We start from the raw sequence: 23,937 nt of genomic DNA, 5'->3' as shown, positions 1-23,937 counted from the left end.
GCGCTCAAAGCTTGTTCATGTTGATCGAGATGGTGATCGCTCCGACCGCCTGATCCGTTTCCGGATCGAAGACCGTGCGGGAGACCTGGGAGATGAGAAGGCCGGTTTCCGGCTCGAACTCGATCTCATCGATGAAAAGATCCCGGCTCGTTTTGCCGAAGGTCTCCTGATGCTTTGCCTCGTCGCCCTGCCAGAAATCCGAGCTTGGCGTGCTCAGGCCGACATTCAGACCCTTGGCATCCGTCACGATGATCTCGACGACCATGAAGTCCGTTTTTCGCTGCATCGAGCGCAGATATTGTGAAAGCGGAAGCTTCATGAAGTCTTCGATCATTGCGCGCTCGGCGCCCGAAGAGGCAACGGCTTTGCGCCAGTTCTGATCGAGTTCTTGGACATGTTCGGCGGTGAGGTCGGCTGTCTTTTTGTTCTGAGCCTTGATCGCGTCGACAACCTCCGGGCCGGACAACCAATGAAGGGAATCGGACTCCACATAGCGGGCAATCTGTGCCCGATGATCCGGTGCCTCTGTCGCCGCCTCGGCGAGACCGCAAGACACCATCCCGACGATCAGTGATGCGGAGAGAAGGCCGTGATGGAGGGACGGTTTGCCGCGCATGATATCCTCGCCCCGCATCCGGGGCGCTCCTGACGTTATCGAAAGGAGGACATCATGTCCTATGCAGCTTTGGCCGCTCTACACATGGCAGGAATATCGCGCCAAGCTTTAATATATGCTAAATATGCAATTTTAGGGTTGTAGAAACCGCCCGGCTCGCGTTTGCGAGCGCTATTTTTGGACTGGATTCATTTAGGAGCGGACGGTCAGAGAAATCCGTTCTCGACCTTGTCGTAGACCTGCTCCGAAAAGGTGACGAGACTGCTGCCGATAAAGCCGGAGAAGAGGACCAGCGAGAAGAGGGCAATCAGTATCTTCGGCACGAAGGTCAGCGTCACTTCCTGAATCTGCGTCAGGGCCTGAAACAGCGCAATAGCGAGACCCGCAAGCATGGCCGGTACGACCGCCGGTGCCGACAGGCTGATGACCGTCCAAAGGGCCAGCTGCGTCAGGTCCAGAGCGTCGGTCGCATTCATCAGGAGATCACAGTACCAGTGCTCATTGCGACCTCTTCGCCACCCTCCAGAATGGCGACAGGGCCGGAGGTTTCCAGACGCACCTGCGCGACCACGCCGCTGATGCCGTCGCCGCCCGTGATGGTGCGCCCAATCAGCGAGCCTGCCTCCGAAAGGGAGGACATTGCGAGGATCTGGTCGAGCTTGGCATTGATCTGCACGCCCTGCTCAACGTTCGAGAAGTTAGCGAGCTGAGCCACGTAATCCATCGAATCGGCGGGGCTTGTCGGGTCCTGATTCTTCATCTGGGTAACGAGAAGCTGCAGGAACATGTCGTAGTCGACCATGTTCTGCGTCGCCGATGAGGTGGGTTGCGTGTTGGCGCCTGCTGCTGCCTGGGTTGCGGATACACTGGTCATGATCAGCCTGCTGCTCTCTGGAGGGGGGGCTCGGCGATCTCGAAGGCCGCCCTCGCGTCGGGACGGGCGTCCAGGATCGCGGCCTCGATGGGGTAGAGCTGCCGGATGCCGCGCATCGCCTCGAAATAACGCTTCTCATGGACCTGCCGGTCGATGATCTTGAGTTCAGAGACGACTTTCTCGTTCTCGAACGCGCTCAGAAGCGAGGGGAGGAGCTGACGGTAGACCGCCATCGATGCCTCGATATCCCCCGGTGTCATCAGCATCAGCTGAACGACGAAGTAGAGCTGCTTCAGAGGCGTGGTGGCGTCTTCCGCCTGCAGGATGTGGTTCTCCAGAAGGAAGTCCACATCGTTGAGGATTTCCATGGAGGTCTTCCGGTCGAAACGGATGATCGCGCCATTAATGTAGATTTTTTCGTTCGCCTTGAGCGAAATCTTGAATCCGTTCATTTCAGACCATCCCGAATAATGCCTGTGATTTCGATCACGCCACTGAAGTTGTCGCTGCGGCCCTGGCGGATCGCATCGAGCGTTTTCAAGACCCAGATACCGATCGAGATCAGGTTTGCGCGAAGCTGCTCCGGCAGCACATTCTCGTTGTCAGCCAGATCTTCCATCAGCGTCATCCAGAGGCGGCTGCTGAAGTGGATGGCCCGGATCGACTCCATCGAGTTGGAACCCTTTGCCCTGGCCTGTTCCAGCAGGTCGATGGACTGCGTCATCAGCTCACGTTCGCGACCCCTCGCATCGCTGAGCGATTCTTCCTGCTGGTCGATATAATTCGCCATATACATTGGCTTAACTTTCCCTCTGTCGTGGGCGGGACGAACGCCGCTCAGATGTATTTGAGTAGCGACAGGCTCTGCACCCGTCCCGTCAACGTGTAAGATGTCTCCAGCTGTTGGATGAGATCGGTGAGTTTCGTGGCTGCCTCGTAAGGATCGACGGCGACCATTTCATTGGCAAATTCACGCATGAGCGAAGACTGTTGCGAAAGACGATCCTGCGCATTCGTCAGGCGCTCTTCCATCAGGCCGACCTTGCCTTGCAGGAGAGCCGTCTCCGAGCTCGCGTCCGCTGCCGTGCGATGCACGAAGGCGCGAACGGCGTCGCCGACGCCCTCATCGATGTTCAGTGCGAGAAATGTCGCGCCGAGGCCCGCAGCCGCGAAAGCGAGCCGAAACGCTTTTTCATTCGTTCCGACGCTCGTCGGCGCCAGCTCGTTCGGCAAGATGCGCGAGCTTATGGCCTGATCGGTCGCCTGCGAAAGTCCGCTGAAGCCCGGCCCGGTAAAAAGCGGTAGGGCATCGTTCTCCAGAAAATCCGTCATGTCGGCGGCACTGACCGTCGAAGCGGCCGGATCAGTCGTGCCGAAGCCAAAGCGTGCGACGAAGGCGGCTTCCACATCCGCCGCAAGCTGGCTCGTTTCGTATTCTGGAATGGGCGTGACGTCGGTATTGATGCCGGCGAAAATGTGCACGCCATTCTCGGATGTATTCGCGAGCGCGGTCAGCTGGTTGAGATAGCCCTTCATTCCAGAGGATGTGACCGCCCCGATTCCCTCGATATAGGCTTCGGCGGAGAGATTCTGGGTGGTGCTGGCGAAACTGCCGAGCGTTGCCTGCGACACCTTGAGCCGCGTCTCGGTCAATGCATTGGCGGTCGATATGCCGTCCAGCCTCTCGGACTGCCGCATCAGATAACGATAGCGGTGCACGGTGGCGCCCAGCTTTTCGGCCGGATCCGAAGCCTGCCCCGTCACCGCTTCGACCTGTGCCTGCTCCAGCTTCGCCTGCGTGTTCAGCAGCGTCGTCCGAAGCGAGTTCGCAAGAGAGTAGGTGGATGCGCCCGGAACCCTCATCGCTTACCCCGTTGCCCGAAAGAGCTGGGAGAGCATCTCGTCGACAACCGAGACGATGCGTGAGGAGGCCTCGTAGGAATTCTGCAAATCGACGAGCAAGGAGATTTCCTCGTCGAGATTGACGTTCACCGTATTGGAGAACCGCTCGCTGAGGCTCGTGGTCAGCGCAGACGCCCTTGCGGCATTATCGCCGGCAGCCACGCGCGCCGTCTCCATACCGGTTTCCATGGTGTGCGCGAAGTCCATCAGGCTCTTGTCGGCGCCGCCGACCGTGGCGTCGAACGCGAAGGGCTCCTCGAAAGCCTGGACGAATGCGTCCAGTCGTTCCGAGTAGGATGAATAGCCGCCGGCATTGGTGGTGTAGGCCGCGCCGTTCGCCCCGCCATCTCGCAGAAACTGCGGCGATCCGCCCTGGCTCGCAACGAATGCCGGATTGACGGAGAGGGAAAGCGCCATGGAAGGCACATGCGACGTGATCGTAGAAACGTCCGGTCCGCCATTCCAGGTAAAGAGCCCGGCCATATCCGGCAGCGTGCCGCTCGCATCGCTTTCCTTGAACGTCAGGACCAGGCTGCGTGCCATTTCGTCCGTCTGCTTCAAAGCAGACGGGATCGTCTGTTGGCTGAGATGCAGGAGAGAGGATAGGCGACCATTGGCCGAGGCGCTTTCACCATCGGCAGGTACGCGCATGGCGATGCCATCGATGTAGACGCCGTTCCTGGAAGAGTCGGACGAGTCGACAACCGCCGTGACATCGCGCGGGATCTTGTCGAAAAGGGTGACGCCGTTCGAGGTGAACAGCATCATGTCACCATTCTCCCGATCGAGCTTCGAGACGGGAACGATCTCGGAAATGCTGTTCAGGAGGCGGCTTCTTTCATCCAGTGCATCGGAGACGTCCATCCCGCTACCCTGGCCGGAGACGACTGCCTTGTTGACCCGGGAGAAATCCGCCAGCAATTGCTGAAGATTGCTGGCCTCTTCCTTTATCTCGCTGCCCACGACGTGAGCGAAGCCGTATAGCGACTGAGAATTAGCACGGATCGTCGCCGACAATTGCTCCGCCTGGCCGACCACCGACTGCGCCAGCGTCGCGTCTGCCGGCTGCGCGGCATAGAGCTCAAGACGGGACTGAAGTTCCTCCATCATGCCGGAGGTCGCGCCCTCTGCATTGCCGAGCAGACGGGAGAGCTGCGCCATCTTTTCGGCGGTCAGTTCGGCACCCGCCGAACCGGTCATGGATTCGCGGCGCATCAACTCCAGCTGCGGCGAGGCCGCGCGGCTTGTGCCCGTTGCACCGTTTGTATTGGCGACATTGTTGACCGCAATGCGGCGCACATAGTTGGGATCGTCCGCCCGCGTAATGTTCGATGAGACAGTACTGACGCGTCGCGAAATATCGAAGATCGACGCGTGGGCACTCATCAATGCAGCGGTGAGGGACATTCTACGCTCCGGTAAGCACCGGGAGGCCCGTCATGGGCTCCTTCGATGTTAGCGTTTCAGATTGACGACGACGTCCATGATTTCGGATCCCGTCTGGAAAACTTTCGAATTGGCGGTGTAGCTGCGCTGTGCCTGGATCATTTCCGTCAACTCTTCGGCGATGTCGACGTTGGACTGCTCGAGGGAAGACGACATGATCTGACCGAACCCGCCGGCACCGGCAAAGCCGACCTCGACATCACCTGATGCGACGCTTTGCTTGAACATGGTGCCGGTGACGGTCGTCAGGTTGGTCGGGCTTGGGACTGTCGCAAGAGCGATCTTGTAGAGGTCGCGGTTCGACCCGTCCTCGTAGGTGACCCTCACAATCCCGTCTTCACTGATCTCGGTGCCGATCGCGCTGGACGGCGGATTGCCGTTTACCGACGCATCATCGACGGTGAACTGCGCGCCGAGCTTCATCTTGCTGAAGTCGAGCTGAAGGTTCTCGCCATTGGGCACGGCGATGGTCATGTTCTTGGGGGAAGCGGCCGTCAGCTCACCAAGGCCGGTGTCGAACTGCAAGGTCGTGGTGCCAAGAGCCGGATTGCCATAGGGAAATGCTTCGAGCGAAGAGTTTGCATCGGCCTGGTCGTATATGGTGATTTCCCATTCGTCCGAGGCAGTCCGCGTTGCATAGACGTCGAGCTTCACCTCGTTGCCGAGGCTGTCATAGGCGACCATCGACGTCTTGCCAGTGAAAACCGTGCCGGCTGCATTGTCGGACGGCAGGGTATTGGCAGCCGCCGCGGCGCTTTCGATGTCGGCCTGGGAGTCGAATGTCGCGGCGAAGGTGCCGAGAGTGGACGCCACCGGTGGTAGCGGCTCCTTGCTGATCTGAATATCGACGAGACCCGAAAGACCGTTTGGCACAGGCACCGTGCCTGAGGCCATGCTGTAGCCCTGAAGCCGGAAGCCGTTGGGTGTGGTCAGGTAGCCTTCGGCATCCTGTTCGAATGCTCCTGCCCGTGTCATGAAGCCGTTATTGACGCCGTCGCTGACCAGAAAGAAGCCACTGCCCAGAATGGCGAGATTGGTCGAAGACGAGGTCGTCTTCGGCACGCCCTGACCTTCGATTTCGATCGTTCCTGAGGTAATCACGCCGCCGGACGTGTTGCCTCCGGCGCTTCCGCCGGTCACCAGAGTGGCAAAATTGGTGCCCTGGCGCTTGTAGCCCGCCGTATCGGAATTGGCGATGTTGTCCGCTACGCTGGACAATCGGCTCGACTGAGCGTTCATGCCAGAGATACTGGTCTGCATCGTGCCGAAAATGCTCATCGTCAATCCCCTCGGATAGTCATTCCGGAAGAGTAGGCAACGAAACTTGCGTGAGGCTGCCTTGCCTCAGGCTTCCACTGTTTCGCGCATCCGATCCGTTTCAATGGGAGCTACGGTCAGCGGCTCCGTGCCTTCGACCGGCTCGCTTTCCTGCACCAGGACGAGCCGGTAGCCGAGATAGCGTTTGCTATCGACCGGGTCGTAGCCAAGCTTGGTCCGCAGCTTCTTGCGCAGCTTGGAAATGTGGCTCTCGACGACCGTTTCCTCGACACCCTCTTCAAGGATGCCGTAAGTGGCGGTGAAGATCTGCGCCCGGCTGACGCGCCGTCCGTTGACGGAGGCCAGATATTCCAGGATGCGTTGCTCGCGGCGCGGCAGCTTGAGCGGCACACCGTCGATTTCCGGATCGCGTCCATCCAGGTGAATCCGCAGGCCCGGCTGGATGTTGGTGTTGTCGGCGACATAGCCGCGATTGCGAACCGCACTGATGCGGGCCAGAATCTCTCGGACATGAACCGGCTTTTTCACTACATCATCATAGCCGCGGCTAAATAGACGCAACGTTGTTTCCAGGTTGCCGTTATCGGCAAGTGCAAGTCGTGGAGATGAACCAATTTTCTTGGCCAGTTCCGCGTCAATGCATTCGTAGCTGTTTTCGGATACAAGAACAGCTTCGACACCGGAAAGTTCTTCGCTTGAGGCCCCGCTTGCCCAAATGCGAAATTCTTCGGCCTTAAAGCCTACGCAACAGAAACCCTCACGACGGAACAGGCCTTTATACCCTTCCGTAACCATTTCTCGGTCATCAATGACGACAATCATCCTGTTTCCCCTCGAATCAAACAGTTAATGATTTCTTCATCATGGTTGACGGGTGCTGGAATCTCTGACAACTGCGAGATTTAACAGTTGACTGCCTCTCCCAAAAACGAATCAGCCTAAGTGCTTGATTTCAGATTCCGATTTAGTTCGTCAGGTTTGGCAGAAACTGGCGGCTTGGGGGGTCATCTTGCCAAAACCGGACCGAACCATCCTGCGAATGACAGAGCAGACATAGCGTTTTTGCGCGACATTGTTGTCATGGCCCGCATGATAGCGGGCGACCGCCATGGACCAGGTGCCGTGCCGGGCGTGCAGTCGCTTTAGAAACTGGGCCGCATAGGCGACGTTGAGGGCCGGGTCGAACATGGCCTTCAGGCTCGTGAATGCATCGCGGTGATAGTGGAGATTCACCTGCATGCACCCGACGTCGATGAGGCGAACACCCCGCTTCTGCTCGCGCCTGACGATGGCGATCGCTTCGTCCACGCGAGCGGGCTGCACCGTACGACCGGCAATGTTGAGCGCATAGGGTCGCATGCTGCCAGCCGAGCCACTCTCCGTCAGTCCAACAGCGTAGAGGACGCCGAGCGGAACGCCTGTTCTTGCGGAAGCTGCGATCATTTCGCGTTCACAGAGATTAACCGGTGCCGAGACGTTTCTTGCCTGAGGTTCAGATGCGAAGGCCGGAGCCGCCAGACCGAGTACGATCCCCAGAACGGCCATCGCGGGCAGGCGCCTGCTCCGGATCATCACTGGTGAAAGGCTGGAACGGATGGCGCGAACGCTCGCCGTCCATCTGCCCGCTCGAACGGTTTCCATCGAAACGTTCCCCTGTCGTTTGACCCTGCGTATTCATCTGAGAGTCGGCTTGCGCCAGGCTGGTCGGGGCGATTCGTCTGTCCTTGACGCTTTCGATCGAGAGCGTTTCGACAACAAGGTTGGCCTCGTCCAGAGCCGTACGGAGCGAAGCTTTCTCTTGCGTCAGAAGGTTTTGCGCATTAGCGGATTCGGTTTGGATCTGGACCGTCAGACGGCCATTTTCGCCTTTCAGGACGATGTCCAACTGTCCGAGATGAGCTGGCTGAAGCTGAAGTTTGAGAACCTTTGTCTTGCCGCCGTTGAACTCTTGAATCTGCGAAATATTGAGGTGATCGCCGAGGGTCTGTGTCAGGGTACTGGCGGCATGATCGAGCGCGGCAGACGCTGCCGAGGTGAGGGGGACGCTGACATTGCGGCTCGCCATGATCGGCATCGGCGAAACATTCGAGTTCTCGGGCCGTGAGATGGCAGTGGTCTCGCCATTGTTGCTCTGGCGGTTGGTAAACCTCTCGCCATCGATCGAGCGCATCATATCCGTTTCCGGTTTGGCGCTGCGTTCTGCGCCTTGGATATCAGCGTCGGCCGGACGACCAACCGTCGTTTGCCGTGTCGCAGAGGCTTCCTGAGCGAGACGAGGAGGCATCGACGATTGATGGGCCTGCGCGTTGCCAGTGGATACTGTTCGCCCCTTATTCAAGCCCGCAGCCTCGCCGACAATGAGGGCCGCTTCCAGTGCGCCCTTTGATCGTTCGCCGGTGCCATCCACCGCAACCTCCTCTGCGAGGACATTGCCTATCCCACGAGCAGTATCCGCCGTCGCAGAGCGTGCCGGTACGCGTCGGCCTTCCTGCGCTTTCGTTTCAGCGGCTTCGGTCGGTCTTATGCCGGCGAGTGCCGCCGCACCGGCCATCGCGCTTTCGGTCATCAACTCGCTGCCCGGCGGGTCGCTGGGTGCGCTCTCTTCAACGGGTTCGTCGTTGCCGTCGTCTTCGGTGTCTTTGGATGACTTCGCCGTCTCTTCCTGACTGTCCGGCGTGCGGGCCGAGGAGAAGCGATTGGCAAGCCTGAGCATCAGCGTCTGCCCGTCGTCACTCTTCTGGCTTTCTTCAGAGCCGGTCTTCGCTGGCGCCTCATCTGCGGGCTTCTCGTTGATCAACGCCCCGAAAAGGCCCTGCGGAGGTTGATCGCCGGAGCGTTCGGAGCGGGACTGCGACGGAGTCGACGCTGGTGCGGCGGGGCTGGCGAAGGTGGAAAGAGGAAGGGTCATGGTTTTACTTCGCACTCAATTCTTCGATCGCGTCCAACGTGACGCTCAAGCGCTCGCGCAGCGAGGCCAGCTTCGTGTCTTCGCTTGTCTCGGGTATCTCTACTGCGACAGGAATCGAGGGAGCGTCCGCGTCGGACCGCTGAGGCAAATTGGCCTTGTGGTCGGCGGTCAGCTCGGCCTTCAGGACCGGCTCGGCCGCAAGATCGGATAGGGCGGCGCCAGTGATGTCGGCGACCTGCTCCGCGCCACGGATATGAGCGAGGGCGCGCCGCAGGCTTGAAAGAAGAAGGCGGTCGTTTTTGGACAGCTCGGCCTCCACAATCTCCGTCTCCACAGTCTCGGCCTTGTCGATCTCGCGAGCGGCGAGTTCGGCCATGGCTTCATAGAGCTGGTCGTTGGCCTGGCTCGGATTGAAGCGGCGAAGCCATTCGACGCTCATCAGCGCCAGTTCGTGATTGCCTCTGATGGCTGCTCCGCGCGCGATCTGCCGTGCCACCACGCTGGATTGTGCCGGCAGCATTCCTTCCAGGATCGGATCCAGCCCGCGGGGCGGTACCCAGTCATGTTCCGTCAGGGTGACCGTCAGTCGCCGCGCGAACTCGCTGAGAAAGATCGATTTCGAATAGCGTAGGCCGTAGCTCTCCGCGATATCGAAGAAGCCTTTCTCATTGTCTTCTTCCGCATGAATGTCGAGCAGGCGGCGAAGGGCGACCTCTTCGACAAGTGTGCCCGTTCCCAGAATGGCCGCCATTTCGAGAGAGTTGCGCGCTACCTTCTTGTCGCCCCGCGCATTCGCTGTTCCCGTGGACAGGGCAACAAGTGCACTGAGCGGAAAGCTGAAAGCAGTCGGATCCTGACGTGCAAGTCCCTTGGCGGAATCGGGGCTGCCTTTCAGGTAGTTTATGATGGCCTGGACGATCTCGTGCGAAGAATGGGACGGCGGCACCTGGCGAAGCAGGTCGGCCGATATGCGGGCGTCGCCGCCCGACAGGGCAAAGACCAGGAGCGGCTCGACCGGTGCATCCGGCTTTGAAAAGAGGGCGCGCGCGCTCATCAGATTGAGCTGCAGCCGGCGAAGAACCTTGCCCTGAAGGGCCAGGGCGCTTGGATCGCCGTCGATAATAGCGTCCTGAAACTCGAAAAGGCCCATGATGAAGGCGTCGAATTGCAGTTTCGCGTCGCTCTCCTCTTTCGTCATCGCCGCGGGCGCTTCGCTCTGCGGAGTGGTCGGAGTCTCCGTTTCTTCGGGAGCGACTTGGACGGGCTGTTCGCTTTCCGGCAGTTTCGGAGGCAGGGGCTGTGAGAGCGCCTCGACCATCGGCTCGCTACTTGCGAGTTGAACCGGCGCGGGTAGCCTGGCCTGCTTCGGGGTGGCGCGCACTGCCGCTTCGCCAGTGTTCGAAAACAGGGCCGACCGGATCGAACTGTCCTGAACCGCGGATGCCGGCGCCGCGACCCAGAAGCTGGCGGCGAGACAGGCAAGCGATGCTTTTCGGAGTGCGTATCGTGTCATGGCGCTTCCAGAAGAATCTCGATGCGCCTGTTGCGGGGGTCCAGGCCGTCCTGGGGGACGATCGGCTGGCGGTCGGCATAGCCTGCGATCTGTTTGACCCGCCGGTCATTGAGGCCGCCGCGAAGCAGCATGAAGTAGACGCTGCGTGCGCGATCCGTCGACAGCCGCCAGTTATCATCTCCCTCCTTGCGCATGGGCCGGGCGTCAGTATGGCCGTGAATGAAGACGTTGCCGGGCCTGTTCTGAAGTTCCCGGCCAACCGCCTCCAAGGCCAGGACGACCGAACCGGTGGGAACGGCGGACCCCACCTGGAACATGCTTTCGGTCAGATTGTCGGTCAGGGAGATCTTCAGGCCCGACGGGACCTCGGTCACCTGAATGGTGTCGGCAATCTCATCGGGCGACCCGGCCATCTCTTCCGATATCGCCTTGCGCAGGGTCTGTTCCAGGCCTTCGGCGCCGGCTTCAGCCTCCTCGCCATCGGTCGCCGCAACCTCCTTCATTTGCGGACCGCCTTCGGTAGCCTCGCTTTTCGCGTCGGCGGCGCTTTGCTCCGCTTCTGCCTCGGTCTCCGCGTCCTCGCCCGTTCCGGTCTTTTTTCGGCCTCCGGCGGGGCCCATGTCGCTTTCTTCCGCATTCTCATCGAAAACACGCGCTTCAGGGTCACCATCCGAAGCGACGACCCGCAAGGGCTGCCAGAAATTCGGCGCGAAGGGATCGGCAAAATCCGCTTCCTTCTCGACGCCTGGATCCGCTTCCATTTCGCCCCGTTCCGTCAGCAAAGCCCGCTCTTCTGCGGCAAGGCTCTCCAGAAGCTGCGTCGGATTGGCGAAGTAGGAGGTATCCGGCGTCTCGTTCTTGGCCGGCTGGTTATGGTCGTACTGTTCAGACTGCGCCTTGTTGGAATTCGCCTCGGTCTTCTCGAAACCCTCCTCGCTTTCGAGGGGCTGGGCGTTTTCGCTCTTGCTCATGCCTTTGACAGTCCTGCGATCGTCGACGAGCTTGACCGGGTTGAAGTAACTCGCCACCGACTGTTTGGTCTCTTCATTGGCGGCATTGATCAGCCAAAGAACAAGAAACAGCGCCATCATCGCCGTCATGAAATCGGCGAAGGCAATCTTCCATGCCCCGCCATGGTGCTCTTCTTCATGTTCGCTCGAGCGACGAACGATGATGATCTCGCCATTCTCTCTCATAGCGTGTCACAAAAATCCTGAAGACGCGGCAGGCTGATGGCGCGGGTCGTCGTATCCAGATGAAGAAGAAGCGCGTTGTGCCGTCCGGCCTTCGCCTCCACCGGCAAGCCGCGCTCCTCGATCATCGCGCGCACCGGTGACAGAAGATCCTGCGGCACCTCGGCCTGGAAGATCGCGTTGGAGCGGTTATCGATCAGGCTGGCCGCGATATCCTCGCCGAAGGCCTCTACAGCGCGTTCCATTGCAAGACGCGAAACAAGCGGCCCGAGGATGGTGGCCACACTGTCGCTCACCTCGTCCAGAAGTGTCTGCCGCATCTCATTGACAGACTGCTCGAGCTGGCCGACGAGTTGGTCCGCAAGGGCCGTTATGGCGTCGGGCCCTGCGAGCGAGGATGCGCTTGCCGCTTCGCCGACCGGGTCGAAGCCGAGCTCTGCATCCGTCTCGAGTTCAGAGCCGATTGCCGATGTCGCGGTTTCGGCGGCATCTTGCAGCGTGTCGAGGCTGGCGGCCGCACCGAGGGACGGGACGTCTTCCTCGTTCCATTCCGCCTCGGGGGAAGCTTCTCCGCTCTCTGCTTCATCGATGATTGGAAGAGGCATGAGAGCATCGTCGGGCGACGGGGCAGTCTCCAGCTCTTCCTCGCCGAAGTCGCCGCCCGCGGGCAGTGGCGGCAGCTCACCGTTTTCGGCAGCACCAAAAGGATCGGCCGTCGGCGTTTCGCCGGCTGCCGCAAACGGATCGCTCTCCTCGCCGAACGAAGGCAGTTCGGGCAGTTCCGCGCTGCCCGGTTCGCCGAATGGATCTTCGGAAGCCTCGCCGCTGCCTGCGCCGAACGCGCTCAAATCCGGCAATTCGTTGAGGCCTGGCTCCTGAAGGCCTGCCGACGAAAAAGGGTCCGCGCCATCGTCGAGTGTCGGCAGATCGGGCAATGCGCCGAGTTCGCTGTCCTCAGGCGCACCGAAGGGGTCGTCGGTCCCATCTGCCCCGATCGAAGGCAGGTCCGGCAATCCGTTAAGGCCGTTTTCGGAAAAGGGGTCGGCCAGATCACCGCTTTCGACCGACGGATCGAGCCCATCCAGGCCTGAATCCTGAAAGGTACCCGATTCGGCGTCCAATGTATCGGTCAGACCCAGATCAAGCCCCGGAGTCGGCGCATCGGGGCCTGCTGCCGGCTTTTCCGCCGAGACAGGAAGGTCGGTGCCCAATGGTTCGAAGCTGGTCGTGGTGGGAGCCGCGCCGAAGGGCTCAAAACCCTCTTCATCGGCGAAGGCAATCTGAGCATTGGAACGGGAAGGAAACCGGGTCATGCCGCCTTACTCTTCTGGACAGCTTTCATGTCGTCACGGATCCAGCGGCGAAGAAGCTGCAAGGTGCGATCACGATCGATCTCGAGCATGGCCATGACGCGTGCGCGTGGGTCTTCTCCCACATCGGCCATACGCTGCCGGAGTTCGATCTCGGCGAGCATTTCAGGCGTCTCGTCCATCTGGAAACCCGACGAAGGCGAGAAACTGCTATTGGGCGAAAAGTCGCCGCTGGAACCGGAGAAATCGCTCGAGAACTCTCCCGGCTCATCGAATTGGGCAAAGGCGTCCTCTTCACCGGCGCTGTTAAGGTCGGGCAGGAGGGACACATCGGCATTGTTGCCGGCATTGAGGGCCGGGGCATCCTTCGACTTGCTGGGCCGCAACTCAAGCGAATTGAGAAGAGGTCGAACACCGAGCAGCAGGACGAGGATCGAGACGATCACGAAGACGAGCGCGCGAATGGCCGTCGACAGGTGCGGTGAGGCGGCTTCCATCCAGCCGCTGACGATCGGTTCGAGCGATTCGTCGGCGGGCAGGAATTCGATCGCGGTCACATCAATGCGGTCGCCACGCTCCGATTCGATTCCGGCTGCCGTGGAAATCAGCGTTCGGATCGTGTCGAGGCGGTCCTCAAGCGGTACATTCGCGGTCGAGGCGGCACGCTCCAGGATTTCCCTGTTCAGCAGAACAGCGACGTTGAGGCGACGGATTCGGTAGCCGTTCGTCAGCGTCGCGATCCGCTTCGAACTGATCTCGAAATTGGTGGTCTCTTCGCGGCGTTCGCGCTCTTCAGAGCTTTTGGCGCCCGACTCGCTGCTACCTTCACCGCCCTCGGTCGGGATGTTCTGCTCGACACCCGCGCTATTACTGTTCTTGGCCTCGTTGGCCCGATCTTCCGAACGTGAAATCTGCACGCTGCGCTCGACCTTGCTGTCGGGATCGAAGATCGTTTCTTCGATCTGACGTCGGTCGGTATCGATATCGGCCTGAACGGCGACGCGATAATTGAGTTCGCCAATATAGGGCCGCAGGGCATTGCCGATGGTGCGGGAGAGGTCGCGTTCGATGCGGTTCTTGAGGTCGAACGCCGCTCCTACCGTCTCTGTATCGCCAGCGTCGCCCGATGCCAGAAGGCGCCCGGAGGCATCGAGGACCGTGACGTCCGCTTCGTTCAGTGAAGGAATGGCGGCTGCGACAAGCTTGCGGATGCCCTCGGCTTTGACTGTCAGATCGGAGCCGTTCGACGAGAGAAGAACCGATGCGGTCGGGCGGCGGTTGCGGTCTCGGAAGCCCGTCTGGTCGGGCATCACGATATGAACGCGGGCGGCTTTCACGCCGTCGATCGACTGGACAGAACGCGCGATCTCGCCTTCGAGCGCGCGAACGCGGGTGACTTCCTGCATGAAGGAGGTGAGCCCCAGCGATCCGAGATTGTCGAAAAGTTCGTAGCCGGAACTGTTGCTGCCGGGCAGGCCCTTTTCCGCAAGGATCATGCGGGCGCGGGCCGTCTGTCCTGCTTCGACCAGAACGGTGCTGCCTGCCGAATCGATGTCGTAGCCGATGCCCGCTTCGGAAAGCACGATGCCGATCCGGTTCACATCGTCGCGGTCCAGACCGACATAGAGCGTTTCGTAAGTGGGCTGAGCCAGAAAGATAACACCGCCCATAATGAGCGCAGTGGTAAGAACCGCCACGGTCGCAAAGGTGGCAAGCCTGGCCTTGCCGATAGCTGTGAGGCTTCCGAGAAGGGCCTGTAGGCGTTCTGGCACGGTTCGCACATCCTATTCTGACTGACTGGCAGACTAGGTGACGAAACTTGCGTGGACTTGGACAAAAGAAGGGAGGGCCCGCAAAGGCCCTCCCGATATTGGCTGAAGATCGCTTTCTTAGCGGAAGAGGGCGAGCAGCGACTGCGAGCCCGAATTGGCCATCGACAGAGCCTGAATGCCAAGCTGCTGCTGGGTCTGCAGGGCCTGCAACTTGGTCGATTCCTCCGTCATGTCGGCGTCGATCAGCTTTCCGATGCCGCTGGAGATCGAGTCGCGAAGGCTGCTGACGAAGTCCGACTGGATGGAAACGCGGTTCTTCGTCGAGCCGAGATCGGCGGCTGCGGTGGTCATCGATTCGAGTGCGGTATCGATATCGGTCAGCAGGTCGCCGAGATCGCCGGTCGTCACATCCATTGCGAGAACGGAGGTGCTGCTGGCTGTACCGTTGGCACCGAGAATGCCGGCAGTCGGCGTGGTTGTGCTGTCGACAAGCTGTACGTTCGTCAGGTCCAGATCGATCGTGGTGACCGACACGGCGCCGGCGGAGTCGCGTGTGAAGGATGCGACGAGGCTTTTGGTGCCGCCGGAGGTCAGCCAGTTCTCACCGGAGAAGGACGCACTGTCGGCAATGGAAAGAAGCTGGCCCTGAAGCGCTTCCATTTCACTCTGGATCTTGGATTTATCGACACCCGGCTCCTGAGCCGCCACGATCTTGCTCTTCATTTCCTGCACCACTTCGATCGCCGAATTCATGCCCGTATAGGCAACATCGATCTTGGCCGAGGCCAGCCCCAGTGCGTCGGTCACCGTGCCAAGCGCCTTGTTGTCGGAGCGCATGGTAGTGGCGATGGACCAGTAGGCGGCGTTATCGGAGGCTTCGGAAACCCGGTATCCGGTGGAGATGTTCTTCTGAGTGGCTTCCAGCGACTTGTTCGTCATCTGGAGCGACTTCAACGCGGTCATCGCGCTCGTATTCGTCATGAGGCTTGTCATGGAAAAGGCCCGTTACTCAATACAAATCGGGACATGCCTCGTTCAAAGGCTGGAGCTGCGTTCCGGCATCATGCCGAATCTTTCACACGTGAAATACAGCGCTCCGTTATCCCGACTCTCTCACGAACACGTTTCGCGGCGGTTGCGCGAAATGGTGAAGAAAGAATCAATTTGCAGTTTGAAGGCGTTAATTTTCTCAAAGCGAAAGGGCCGCTTCCAGGAAGCGGCCCTTCAACGATTTTGGTATTCGAGACGCTCTTAGCGGAAGAGCGAGAGGAGCGACTGCGAACCGGAGTTGGCCATGGACAGAGCCTGGATGCCGAGCTGCTGCTGCGTCTGCAGAGCCTGGAGCTTGGTCGACTCTTCCGTCATGTCGGCGTCGACCAGCTTGCCGATGCCGCTTGAGATCGAGTCCATCAGATTGCCGATGAATTCGGTCTGCATGTCGATGCGGCTCTTGCTGGCGCCGAGGTCGGCCGCAGCGGTCGTCATGTCTTCCAGCGTGGTTTCCACGTTGGAAAGCATGCCGTCGATAACGGTATCGTCGACATTGGCCGCCGTGATGTCGAGTGTAGCGATCGTGTAGGTGACATTGACCGGTGTCGCATCGCCATTGGCCGTGGTGTAAGACTTGTTGAGCATACCGTTATCGACCGGTGTGCCCGCGCCGTCATTGCCGAACAGCTTGACGTCAGAGATATCGATCGAGATCGTGCCGACCGAGACCGAGCCCGAGGCGCTGCGGTTGAAGGATGCGACGACCGACTTGCTGGTGCCGGTATCGTCATTGAAGTTCAGCCAGTTCTCACCGGAGAAGGACGCGCTTTCCGCGATCGAGGTCATCTGGCCCTGCAGGGCTTCGATCTCGCTCTGGATCTTCGCGCGATCGACACCCGGCTCCTTGGCGGCAACCAGCTTCGTCTTGATCTCGTCGACCACGTCGATGGCGGAATTCATCGCCGTATAAGCGACGTCAACCTTGGCGGCGCCGAGGCCGAGAGCGTCCTCAACCGTGCTGAGAGCCTTGTTGTCGGAGCGCATGGTGGTCGCGATGGACCAGTAGGCGGCATTGTCCGAGGCGTCGGAGACCCGGTAGCCGGTGGAGATGTTCTTCTGAGTCGATTCCAGAGCCGCATTGGTCATCTGGAGCGACTTCAGCGCCGTCATCGCGGCGGTATTGGTATGGATACTGGACATAAGGGATGGTCCCCAAGGTTACTACGCACAGGGACATGCCGAAAAATTCGGGCGCGACGATCCATAGCATCATGCCGATCGCCACAACCCAATGGTCGGACGACAACCGTCGGAAGCAATCTGCACGGCAAGGCCTAATGAACCGTAACAATTTGAATAAAAAGGTCTTAACCGCTGCTTTTGTTTGCAGCGGACGCGAAAAGGGCTGCCCCTTGCGAGGCAGCCCTATTGAATTTTCGGGTTGTAGTGTCGCGCTTAGCGGAAGAGCGAGAGGAGCGACTGCGAACCGGAGTTGGCCATGGACAGAGCCTGAATGCCGAGCTGCTGCTGTGTCTGCAGAGCCTGCAATCGGGTCGACTCTTCCGTCATGTCGGCGTCGACCAGCTTGCCGATGCCGCTGGAGATCGAGTCCATCAGATTGCCGACGAATTCGGACTGCATATCGATGCGGCTTTTCGTCGCACCGAGATCGGCCGCCGAGGTCGTCATGTCTTCAAGAACGTTCTCCACGTTCCAGATCATGCCGTCGATCTGCACATCGGTCGCAGAGCTGATGTCGAGGTTGTAGACCGAAACGGTATAGGTCGCATCCGCGGTCGTGTCGCCATCGGCGTCATAATCGGCCAGTACGCTGTCCAGAAGACCCTGATTGGATGAAGCGAGTGTCGAACGGTCGGTCGTCGCACTGTCGAAGAGCTTGGAGCTGAAGACATCGACGGAGACGGTTCCGACACTGACGGTGCCCGAGCTGCTGCGGGTGAAGGATGCGACGATTTCTTTAGTTGCGCCCGAGGCCTCACTGCTCGACAGCCAGTTCTCGCCAGAGAAGGAGGCGCTGTCGGCGATCGACTTCAACTGCTCCTGCAGCGCGCCGATCTCACTCTGAATCTTCGTCTTGTCGACACCCGGCTCGCGCGAGGCAACCAGCTTGGCCTTGATCTCGTCGACAACGTCGATGGCCGAGTCCATTGCGGTATAGGCCACGTCGACCTTGGCAGCGCCGAGACCGAGAGCGTCCTCCACCGTGCTGAGGGCCTTGTTGTCGGAACGCATGGTGGTCGCGATGGACCAGTAGGCCGCATTGTCGGACGCGTCGGAGACCCGGAAGCCGGTGGAAATATTCTTCTGCGTCGATTCCAGAGCCTTGTTCGTGGCCTGGAGTGACTTCAGCGCCGTCATGGCAGCGGTATTGGTATGGATACTGGACATTAGGGATGGTCCCCAGGAGTAAGCCTGACAGGGACATGCCAGATTCAAATATCGGCGTGACGAAAGATGGCATCATGCCGTCAGAATCGGCCCGTGAGGACCAATAGTGAAATCGTCTTGAGCATCATGCGTGGCAATCACTAAATAAGCGTAATGAATTTATTGCCAAAGTGTTAATTTATATAGTTAACTTGGCTTCCGAAACGCAAATGGCCGCCCCGGATCGGAGCGGCCATCATTTTGGTCTTGTCGTATATTACGAGCGGAAGAGCGAGAGGAGCGACTGTGCGCCGGAGTTCGCCATCGAAAGGGCCTGGATACCGAGCTGTTGCTGCGTCTGCAGAGCCTGGAGCTTGGTCGACTCTTCCGTCATGTCGGCGTCGACCAGCTTGCCGATGCCGCTTGAGATCGAGTCCATCAGATTGCCGATGAACTCGGTCTGCATGTCGATGCGACTTTTTGTCGAGCCGAGATCGGCTGCGGCCGTGGTCATGCCTTCCAGCACGCTTTCGACATTGGTGACCATGCCGTCGATGACCGTGTCGTCGACGTTGGTGGCCGTGATGTCGAGCGTGGCGATCGTATAGACCACGTTGACCGGCGTAGCGGCACCGTTGGCTGTTGTGTAGCTGGTGTTGAGGAGGCCGTTATCTGCGGGCGTGCCGGCACCGTCATTGCCGAACAGCTTGATGTTGGAGATATCGATCGAAATCGTCCCGACCGAGACATTGCCCGAGCTGCTGCGCGTGAAGGATGCCACGATCTCTTTCGAGGTACCGGTGTCATCGTTGAAGCTGAGCCAGTTCTCGCCGGAAAAGGACGCGCTTTCCGCGATCGATGTGAGCTGTCCCTGGAGGGCTTCAATCTCGCTCTGGATTTTCGTGCGGTCGACGCCCGGCTCACGCGAGGCAACGAGTTTTGTCTTGATCTCGTCGACCACCTCGATGGCGGAGTTCATTGCCGTGTAGGCGACGTCGACCTTCGCGGCGCCAAGACCCAGCGCGTCATTGACGGTGCTGAGAGCCTTGTTGTCGGAACGCATGGTGGTCGCGATGGACCAGTAAGCCGCGTTGTCGGAGGCGTCGGAGACCCGGAAGCCGGTGGAGATGTTCTTCTGCGTCGATTCCAGTGCCTTGTTCGTGGCCTGAAGCGACTTGAGCGCCGTCATTGCGGCAACGTTTGTATGAATGCTGGACATAAGGGATGGTCCCCAGGAGTGAGCCTGACAGGGACATGCCGGATAATGTGGGCGCAACGGTTGCTGGCATCATGCCGATCGCGGAACCGCTTCGGTTCGGGCGACAATCGTTAAATCGAACAATCGTCGAAAATGGATAACAAACCGTAAGAAAAGGCCTAACAAAAGGTAAAGGCGAGTGTTTTCCTGCGGTTGAAGCGTGCCGTCAGATGAAGGAGCGGACCATCGATCCGACCAACAGGTTCCATCCATCGATTAGAACGAAGAAGAGCACCTTGAGGGGGAGCGATAGAACCGTTGGCGGCAGCATCATCATGCCCATGGCCATGGTGATCGTGGAGACGACGAGGTCGATCACGAGGAACGGCAAGACCACCAGAAAGCCGATTTCGAAGCCTCTGCGCAGCTCCGATATCATGAAGGCTGGTATCAGTATGCTGTAGGCGACCGTTTCCTGTTCATTCTGCGTCTCGTTATCGCCGTCGGCCTCGCTGCCGAGAACCGATTCCTCATCGTTCGCCTCGCCCTCCGGCGCGGCAGGAGGAGCATCAGGTTCCTCGGCCTGTTCCGCGTCGGGCACGGGAGAGGGCGAAAGATCGGCGAACAGCCGCAGATCCGAATCGCGGACATTGGCCAGCATGAACTGGCGGAAGGGTTCCGCCGTTCTCTGGAAACCATCCTCCTGGCTGATCTCGTTGCGCATCATCGGACCAAGTCCGTCGTTCCATGCCCGATCCATGACAGGGCTCATCACATACCAGGTCATGAAGAGGGCGAGGCTGACGAGGATGAGGTTGGCCGGGGTGGTCTGGAGCCCAAGCCCCGACCGCATGATGGAGAAGACGACGATGAATCGCGTGAAGCTCGTTACGGAAATCAGGATGCCAGGCGCCAGCGACAGGACCGTCAACAGGCCGAAAAGCTGAACGATGTATCCCGCGGTCTCGCCATCCGCCGTCTCCCCGGGCTGCAAGAGCGCGGGCAGTTGCAGCGACTGCGCAAAGGCCGGCTGAGACCAGACGAGCCCCGCCAGCGCCGCGGAAAGCAGGAAGCCGAGAGAGGCGGCGCGCTTCATTCGAATACCAATGTTCGAATGTAGAGGTCGGAGATGCCGCCGCCGCTTCGCACCTCCGCACGCCTTGCAAGGTCGTCCTTGATGCGCAGATATCCATTCGGGCTGCGGATCTGGTCGAGGCGAAGCTGTTGGACATAGGCGAGGATGTCCTGCTGGACATCGTTGAGCGTGCCGTCGCTCACCGTCGAACTGGCCTGGACGGCGATCTGCATGCGCATCCAGATATTGTTCGGCACCGCGAGGTTCACGGTAATCGGTTCCAGATCGACGATCTTCTGCGTCAAGCCAGCGAGTGCGCTGGTGTCGTGATCGGATCCGGCGGTGGGATTATGGGTTTGCTCTGTCGCCGCCTCTGCCGCGGGATCTTGGGAAGCGGCCGCCATCGCGACTTCCATGCGTGGTGCGAGAACGAAGGTGCCGACGCCAAAGCCGACACCACCTCCGACAATCAGCATGATCGCGATGGGCAGGACCCAGTTCTTGACTAGCTCGGATTTCGCCGATTTCGTCTTTTCCTTCGCAGCCATGACGAAGCTCTCCTAAAGCGGCGTGATCAGATCGAGGACCTGCTGGCCCCATGGCGGCTGCTGAACCTCGCTGATTCGTCCGCGCCCCCCGTAGGAGATGCGGGCTTCCGCAATACGGTCGTAGTCGATCGTATTGTTCGGCCCGATATCGCCGGGCCGCACGATACCTGCGACCTGAAGGACGCGCAGTTCGGCATTGACCCGCACCTCCTGGGTCCCCCGGATCACAAGATTGCCGTTCGGCAGCACTTCGGTCACCACCGCGCTCATCGAAAGACGGATGACTTCGGAGCGCTTGGTCGAGCCGCTTCCGGCAAAGTCCGATGAACTCGTGGTGCCGAGCGAGCCGTTGCCGTTGCCGGCGCCAACGCTCAACTCATCCGCCACGATCTCGTAGTCATATTTGCCATTCAGGCCGAGAGACCGGCCGGAAGTGCGTGAGCGATCCGATTCATTCGAGATCGAAGCGCGGTCGTTGATTTCGATAAGGACGGTCAGCAGGTCGCCCGGCTCAAGCGCCCGTTGGGAGACGTAGAGCCCGCTGCCCCGCTTGTTCCAGAGCGAATAGCCGCGCTGGGGCGGTGTCTGATAGGCCGGGTAGGCCGACCAGGCGACCGGCTGCGTTGTGGCGATACCCGCGCCGACCGGCGACATGTCCGGAGGGCGATTGATTTCCTTGAAGGACTGGGAGCAGCCCGTCAGAAGCGCGGCGCCCAGCGCGATCGCTGCCAGTGAACGAAGGGAACGCACGGTTCAGCCCTTTCCACGATCTGCGCTGGCGGCCATAATCGCCGTGATGCCGGCGGCCTTCTTCGCCTCCATCTCGTTGAGAATGGTGCCCGATTTCGCCGGCGGCATTTTCAGGAGAATCGCTGATGCGAGCATCGGATCGACCATTATGAGGCGCTCGGCGGCCGCATCGGCTCTCATCCTCTCATAGATCGCAATCAGAGCCTCGGATGCCCGGTTGGCGAAATCCTCGCGCCGCTCCACCCATTTCTCGAACTCTTCCTTCTTGCGCTCCATCAGTTCGAGCCCGCGCTCGAGTTCCGTCTGCATCTCCTGCAATTCCTGTTCGCGAGCGGAGTAGCGAAGCTCACGGGCCTGATCGACGATCGCGTCGCAATAGGCGGCCTCGTCAGGAATGGCGGCTTCTTCCTGGCTGTGCTGCAAATGTTGCGGCAGGCGCGCGGCAGTCTTGCTCGCGCTCGCTTCGCCTTGCGGCTCGGTGAGCTGCTGAGCGTAGGCGGGCAGGTCGAATGCGAAGAGCGACAGGGCGACCAGCGGGATCAGGTGACGGTTCATTGGAGCACCAGTTCGGCCTGGAGCGCGCCGGCGGACTTGATGGCCTGCAGGATCGCAATTGTATCGGTCGGCTTGACACCAAGCCGGTTCAGGCCTGCCGCGATTTCGCTGAGGCTTACGCCATTGAGGATCGAAACCGGTCCATCGGTCTGTTCTACATCAACAATACTGCGTTGTTCGACGGCGGTTTCGCCATCCGAGAAGGGCGCGGGCTGGACGATCTGCGGCAATTCCGTCACGGCCACCGCAAGCGCACCCTGACTCACCGCAACGGGTGAAATCCGAACATCGGCGCCGATGACGATCGTGCCGGTTCGCTCATCGATGACGACACGGGCAGGCTGGTCGACAGAAACCGGAATGTTCTCGATTGCCGCGACAAAGCGGGCCGGACTGACGCCGTTCGGCACCGATAGAGCGATCGTTCGTGAATCCACTTCCTTGGCGACCGTTCCGGACCACGTCCGCTTGGCAAAGCCGTTGATCGAATCCGTCAGCCGGACCGCAGTCGTGAAATCAGGATTACGAAGCTGAATGGTCAGGCCCCTGTCCGTCTCGAAGGATGCGGCCACCGCCTGTTCCACAATGGCGCCGTTCGGGATGCGGGCGGCCGTCGGAACACCGCGACTCACCTCTTCGGCCTCGCCCTCGATGGCATAGCCGCTCGTGACCACCTGGCCTTGCGCCGCTGCGTAAATCTCTGCGTCGGCGCCCTTCAGGGGGGTCAGGACAAGCGTGCCTCCGAGAAGCGAACTTGCATCCCCGAGCGAAGAAACGGTCACGTCGATCCGCGTGCCGGGCCGCACGAAGGGCGGCAGGTTTGCCGTGACGAGGACCGCAGCGACATTTCTGGAACGCATCTGGCCGAGCTCGGTCGCAATACCGAGATTATCCAGCATGGAGCGCATCGACTGTTCGGTGAACGGCGAATTGCGCAGGCTGTCTCCGGTCCCCTTAAGGCCGACGACGAGCCCGTAGCCATAGAGCTGGTTGTCTCGCGATCCGGTGATCGAGGCCACATCCTTCAGTCGCGAATAGCCCATGCTGCCATCATCCGCTCCGGCCAGGGTCGAGAGGGGCGCGGCAAAGCTCATCATGACGCTGAGAAGGAGGGCAAGGAACTTTCTCATGGCAGTAGCACCGCTGTTCCATCGGCCTGGGCGACGGCCTCGATCTGCCGCCCGGTGTCGCGGTTGCGAAGCGTGACAGCCTCGCCTTCGGCCGCATCGGTCAGCGCAACGGCGTCCATGCGGATCGACAAGGCACCATTCTTGTAGGTGACCGGTACCAGCATGCCTGCGCTGATGGCGGACTGTCTGCGAAGCGATGCCAGGAGGATCAGCCTTTCCGGCAGAATCGTCCGTTGTGCCACCATTCCCTGGATCTGAGAGACATCGCTGACAAACGGCGCATCGGAAAGAACACGGCTTTTGGTATTGATGGTCTGGAGGTCCGTCGCTTCGACCGGTTCACCGGGATGGATGACCCGGCGTGCCACGACGACCGGCTCGGCCTGAGCCGCCGGCACGTCGCCCACGCTCACCCCTGCGAACGGAACAGAGGCGACTGCCCCCAACAGGAGAAGGCGCGCCAGCCGTTTGGATGCGCTCTGTGCCATCAC

The 23,937-nt window shown here is 60.1% G+C and carries 25 protein-coding genes; all 25 read right to left on the bottom strand.

What is annotated here, in order from left to right; translation table 11 throughout:
• Window positions 1–4: 4 nt before the first annotated feature.
• The gene (locus D8780_RS12065; protein WP_121645815.1) at window positions 5–634 is read right to left on the bottom strand and encodes a PDC sensor domain-containing protein; all 630 of its coding nucleotides are present in this window, start codon (window positions 632–634) and stop codon (window positions 5–7) included.
• A gap of 188 nt (window positions 635–822) precedes the next feature.
• A complete protein-coding gene (gene fliQ, locus D8780_RS12060; protein WP_121645814.1) occupies window positions 823–1,092 on the bottom strand; it encodes a flagellar biosynthesis protein FliQ in 270 nt (89 codons plus the stop codon).
• Complete coding sequence (gene flgD, locus D8780_RS12055) at window positions 1,092–1,490, bottom strand: flagellar hook assembly protein FlgD (protein WP_121645813.1); 399 nt, start codon at window positions 1,488–1,490, stop codon at window positions 1,092–1,094. Before flgD ends, fliQ begins: the two co-directional genes overlap by 1 nt.
• A 2-nt stretch (window positions 1,491–1,492) precedes the next feature.
• Complete coding sequence (gene flbT / locus D8780_RS12050; RefSeq protein ID WP_121645812.1) at window positions 1,493–1,942, bottom strand: flagellar biosynthesis repressor FlbT; 450 nt, start codon at window positions 1,940–1,942, stop codon at window positions 1,493–1,495.
• Window positions 1,939–2,286, bottom strand: a complete 348-nt coding sequence (flaF, locus tag D8780_RS12045) for a flagellar biosynthesis regulator FlaF (RefSeq protein WP_121645811.1) — start codon at window positions 2,284–2,286, stop codon at window positions 1,939–1,941. The genes flbT and flaF overlap by 4 nt, the downstream gene beginning before the upstream one ends.
• 41 nt (window positions 2,287–2,327) lie before the next feature.
• Window positions 2,328–3,353, bottom strand: coding sequence for a flagellar hook-associated family protein (locus D8780_RS12040; RefSeq protein ID WP_121645810.1), 1,026 nt, complete (start codon window positions 3,351–3,353; stop codon window positions 2,328–2,330).
• A 3-nt stretch (window positions 3,354–3,356) separates the two neighbouring features.
• Window positions 3,357–4,799, bottom strand: a complete 1,443-nt coding sequence (flgK, locus tag D8780_RS12035) for a flagellar hook-associated protein FlgK (protein WP_121645809.1) — start codon at window positions 4,797–4,799, stop codon at window positions 3,357–3,359.
• 48 nt (window positions 4,800–4,847) lie between these two features.
• Entirely contained in the window at window positions 4,848–6,116 is a 1,269-nt protein-coding gene (locus D8780_RS12030; protein WP_121645808.1) for a flagellar hook protein FlgE, read from the bottom strand.
• Window positions 6,117–6,182: 66 nt separating this feature from the next.
• Window positions 6,183–6,938 (bottom strand): response regulator transcription factor, encoded by a 756-nt coding sequence (locus D8780_RS12025; RefSeq protein ID WP_121645807.1) that lies wholly within the window; start codon window positions 6,936–6,938, stop codon window positions 6,183–6,185.
• A gap of 150 nt (window positions 6,939–7,088) precedes the next feature.
• Window positions 7,089–7,661, bottom strand: coding sequence for a transglycosylase SLT domain-containing protein (locus D8780_RS12020; RefSeq protein ID WP_199699599.1), 573 nt, complete (start codon window positions 7,659–7,661; stop codon window positions 7,089–7,091).
• Window positions 7,609–9,024 (bottom strand): flagellar hook-length control protein FliK, encoded by a 1,416-nt coding sequence (locus tag D8780_RS12015; RefSeq protein WP_121645805.1) that lies wholly within the window; start codon window positions 9,022–9,024, stop codon window positions 7,609–7,611. The genes D8780_RS12020 and D8780_RS12015 overlap by 53 nt, the downstream gene beginning before the upstream one ends.
• Window positions 9,025–9,028: 4 nt before the next feature.
• Window positions 9,029–10,537, bottom strand: a complete 1,509-nt coding sequence (locus tag D8780_RS12010) for a hypothetical protein (protein WP_121645804.1) — start codon at window positions 10,535–10,537, stop codon at window positions 9,029–9,031.
• Window positions 10,534–11,733: a MotB family protein gene (locus tag D8780_RS12005; RefSeq protein ID WP_121645803.1), complete on the bottom strand. Its 1,200-nt coding sequence runs from the start codon at window positions 11,731–11,733 to the stop codon at window positions 10,534–10,536. The genes D8780_RS12010 and D8780_RS12005 overlap by 4 nt, the downstream gene beginning before the upstream one ends.
• A complete protein-coding gene (locus D8780_RS12000; RefSeq protein WP_121645802.1) occupies window positions 11,730–13,043 on the bottom strand; it encodes a hypothetical protein in 1,314 nt (437 codons plus the stop codon). Before D8780_RS12000 ends, D8780_RS12005 begins: the two co-directional genes overlap by 4 nt.
• Entirely contained in the window at window positions 13,040–14,812 is a 1,773-nt protein-coding gene (gene fliF / locus D8780_RS11995; RefSeq protein ID WP_158598501.1) for a flagellar basal-body MS-ring/collar protein FliF, read from the bottom strand. The genes D8780_RS12000 and fliF overlap by 4 nt, the downstream gene beginning before the upstream one ends.
• Window positions 14,813–14,929: 117 nt before the next feature.
• Complete coding sequence (locus D8780_RS11990; RefSeq protein ID WP_121645800.1) at window positions 14,930–15,805, bottom strand: flagellin N-terminal helical domain-containing protein; 876 nt, start codon at window positions 15,803–15,805, stop codon at window positions 14,930–14,932.
• Window positions 15,806–16,063: 258 nt separating this feature from the next.
• Window positions 16,064–17,002 (bottom strand): flagellin N-terminal helical domain-containing protein, encoded by a 939-nt coding sequence (locus D8780_RS11985; protein WP_121645799.1) that lies wholly within the window; start codon window positions 17,000–17,002, stop codon window positions 16,064–16,066.
• Between the two features lie 255 nt (window positions 17,003–17,257).
• The gene (locus tag D8780_RS11980; protein ID WP_121645798.1) at window positions 17,258–18,211 is read right to left on the bottom strand and encodes a flagellin N-terminal helical domain-containing protein; all 954 of its coding nucleotides are present in this window, start codon (window positions 18,209–18,211) and stop codon (window positions 17,258–17,260) included.
• Window positions 18,212–18,467: 256 nt separating this feature from the next.
• Entirely contained in the window at window positions 18,468–19,409 is a 942-nt protein-coding gene (locus tag D8780_RS11975; protein ID WP_121645797.1) for a flagellin N-terminal helical domain-containing protein, read from the bottom strand.
• A gap of 205 nt (window positions 19,410–19,614) precedes the next feature.
• Window positions 19,615–20,484 (bottom strand): flagellar type III secretion system pore protein FliP, encoded by an 870-nt coding sequence (locus tag D8780_RS11970; protein WP_121645796.1) that lies wholly within the window; start codon window positions 20,482–20,484, stop codon window positions 19,615–19,617.
• Window positions 20,481–21,011 (bottom strand): flagellar basal body-associated FliL family protein, encoded by a 531-nt coding sequence (locus tag D8780_RS11965; protein ID WP_121645795.1) that lies wholly within the window; start codon window positions 21,009–21,011, stop codon window positions 20,481–20,483. Before D8780_RS11965 ends, D8780_RS11970 begins: the two co-directional genes overlap by 4 nt.
• Before the next feature lie 12 nt (window positions 21,012–21,023).
• Complete coding sequence (gene flgH / locus D8780_RS11960; RefSeq protein ID WP_245412337.1) at window positions 21,024–21,761, bottom strand: flagellar basal body L-ring protein FlgH; 738 nt, start codon at window positions 21,759–21,761, stop codon at window positions 21,024–21,026.
• Window positions 21,762–21,764: 3 nt separating this feature from the next.
• Window positions 21,765–22,316 carry a MotE family protein gene (locus tag D8780_RS11955; protein WP_121645794.1) on the bottom strand — a complete coding sequence of 184 codons (552 nt, stop codon included), beginning with the start codon at window positions 22,314–22,316 and terminating at the stop codon, window positions 21,765–21,767.
• Window positions 22,313–23,410 carry a flagellar basal body P-ring protein FlgI gene (locus D8780_RS11950; protein WP_245412411.1) on the bottom strand — a complete coding sequence of 366 codons (1,098 nt, stop codon included), beginning with the start codon at window positions 23,408–23,410 and terminating at the stop codon, window positions 22,313–22,315. The genes D8780_RS11955 and D8780_RS11950 overlap by 4 nt, the downstream gene beginning before the upstream one ends.
• A 32-nt stretch (window positions 23,411–23,442) precedes the next feature.
• A complete protein-coding gene (gene flgA / locus D8780_RS11945; protein ID WP_121645792.1) occupies window positions 23,443–23,934 on the bottom strand; it encodes a flagellar basal body P-ring formation chaperone FlgA in 492 nt (163 codons plus the stop codon).
• Between the last annotated feature and the right edge of the window lie 3 nt (window positions 23,935–23,937).

It is taken from the genome of Notoacmeibacter ruber, from assembly GCF_003668555.1.
Classification (GTDB): Bacteria; Pseudomonadota; Alphaproteobacteria; order Rhizobiales; family Rhizobiaceae; genus Notoacmeibacter; species Notoacmeibacter ruber.
Note: the sequence above shows the minus strand (reverse complement) of the source record. Positions and strands in the feature narration are given on the sequence as shown.

Bases quoted from the DNA above. Each gene is read 5' to 3' on its own strand.
- D8780_RS12025 (WP_121645807.1), bottom strand. From the start codon at position 6,938: ATGATTGTCGTCATTGATGACCGAGAAATGGTTACGGAAGGGTATAAA.
- D8780_RS12015 (WP_121645805.1), bottom strand. From the start codon at position 9,024: ATGACCCTTCCTCTTTCCACCTTCGCCAGCCCCGCCGCACCAGCGTCG.
- D8780_RS12040 (WP_121645810.1), bottom strand. From the start codon at position 3,353: ATGAGGGTTCCGGGCGCATCCACCTACTCTCTTGCGAACTCGCTTCGG.
- D8780_RS11980 (WP_121645798.1), bottom strand. From the start codon at position 18,211: ATGTCCAGTATCCATACCAATACCGCTGCCATGACGGCGCTGAAGTCA.
- D8780_RS11975 (WP_121645797.1), bottom strand. From the start codon at position 19,409: ATGTCCAGCATTCATACAAACGTTGCCGCAATGACGGCGCTCAAGTCG.
- flgK (WP_121645809.1), bottom strand. From the start codon at position 4,799: ATGTCCCTCACCGCTGCATTGATGAGTGCCCACGCGTCGATCTTCGAT.
- D8780_RS11985 (WP_121645799.1), bottom strand. From the start codon at position 17,002: ATGTCCAGTATCCATACCAATACCGCCGCGATGACGGCGCTGAAGTCG.
- D8780_RS11970 (WP_121645796.1), bottom strand. From the start codon at position 20,484: ATGAAGCGCGCCGCCTCTCTCGGCTTCCTGCTTTCCGCGGCGCTGGCG.
- D8780_RS11990 (WP_121645800.1), bottom strand. From the start codon at position 15,805: ATGACAAGCCTCATGACGAATACGAGCGCGATGACCGCGTTGAAGTCG.
- D8780_RS12010 (WP_121645804.1), bottom strand. From the start codon at position 10,537: ATGACACGATACGCACTCCGAAAAGCATCGCTTGCCTGTCTCGCCGCC.
- D8780_RS12020 (WP_199699599.1), bottom strand. From the start codon at position 7,661: ATGGCCGTTCTGGGGATCGTACTCGGTCTGGCGGCTCCGGCCTTCGCA.
- flaF (WP_121645811.1), bottom strand. From the start codon at position 2,286: ATGTATATGGCGAATTATATCGACCAGCAGGAAGAATCGCTCAGCGAT.
- D8780_RS12000 (WP_121645802.1), bottom strand. From the start codon at position 13,043: ATGACCCGGTTTCCTTCCCGTTCCAATGCTCAGATTGCCTTCGCCGAT.
- D8780_RS11965 (WP_121645795.1), bottom strand. From the start codon at position 21,011: ATGGCTGCGAAGGAAAAGACGAAATCGGCGAAATCCGAGCTAGTCAAG.
- D8780_RS12030 (WP_121645808.1), bottom strand. From the start codon at position 6,116: ATGAGCATTTTCGGCACGATGCAGACCAGTATCTCTGGCATGAACGCT.
- flbT (WP_121645812.1), bottom strand. From the start codon at position 1,942: ATGAACGGATTCAAGATTTCGCTCAAGGCGAACGAAAAAATCTACATT.
- fliQ (WP_121645814.1), bottom strand. From the start codon at position 1,092: ATGAATGCGACCGACGCTCTGGACCTGACGCAGCTGGCCCTTTGGACG.
- D8780_RS12005 (WP_121645803.1), bottom strand. From the start codon at position 11,733: ATGAGAGAGAATGGCGAGATCATCATCGTTCGTCGCTCGAGCGAACAT.
- D8780_RS12065 (WP_121645815.1), bottom strand. From the start codon at position 634: ATGCGGGGCGAGGATATCATGCGCGGCAAACCGTCCCTCCATCACGGC.
- D8780_RS11950 (WP_245412411.1), bottom strand. From the start codon at position 23,410: ATGAGCTTTGCCGCGCCCCTCTCGACCCTGGCCGGAGCGGATGATGGC.
- D8780_RS11955 (WP_121645794.1), bottom strand. From the start codon at position 22,316: ATGAACCGTCACCTGATCCCGCTGGTCGCCCTGTCGCTCTTCGCATTC.
- flgD (WP_121645813.1), bottom strand. From the start codon at position 1,490: ATGACCAGTGTATCCGCAACCCAGGCAGCAGCAGGCGCCAACACGCAA.
- flgA (WP_121645792.1), bottom strand. From the start codon at position 23,934: ATGGCACAGAGCGCATCCAAACGGCTGGCGCGCCTTCTCCTGTTGGGG.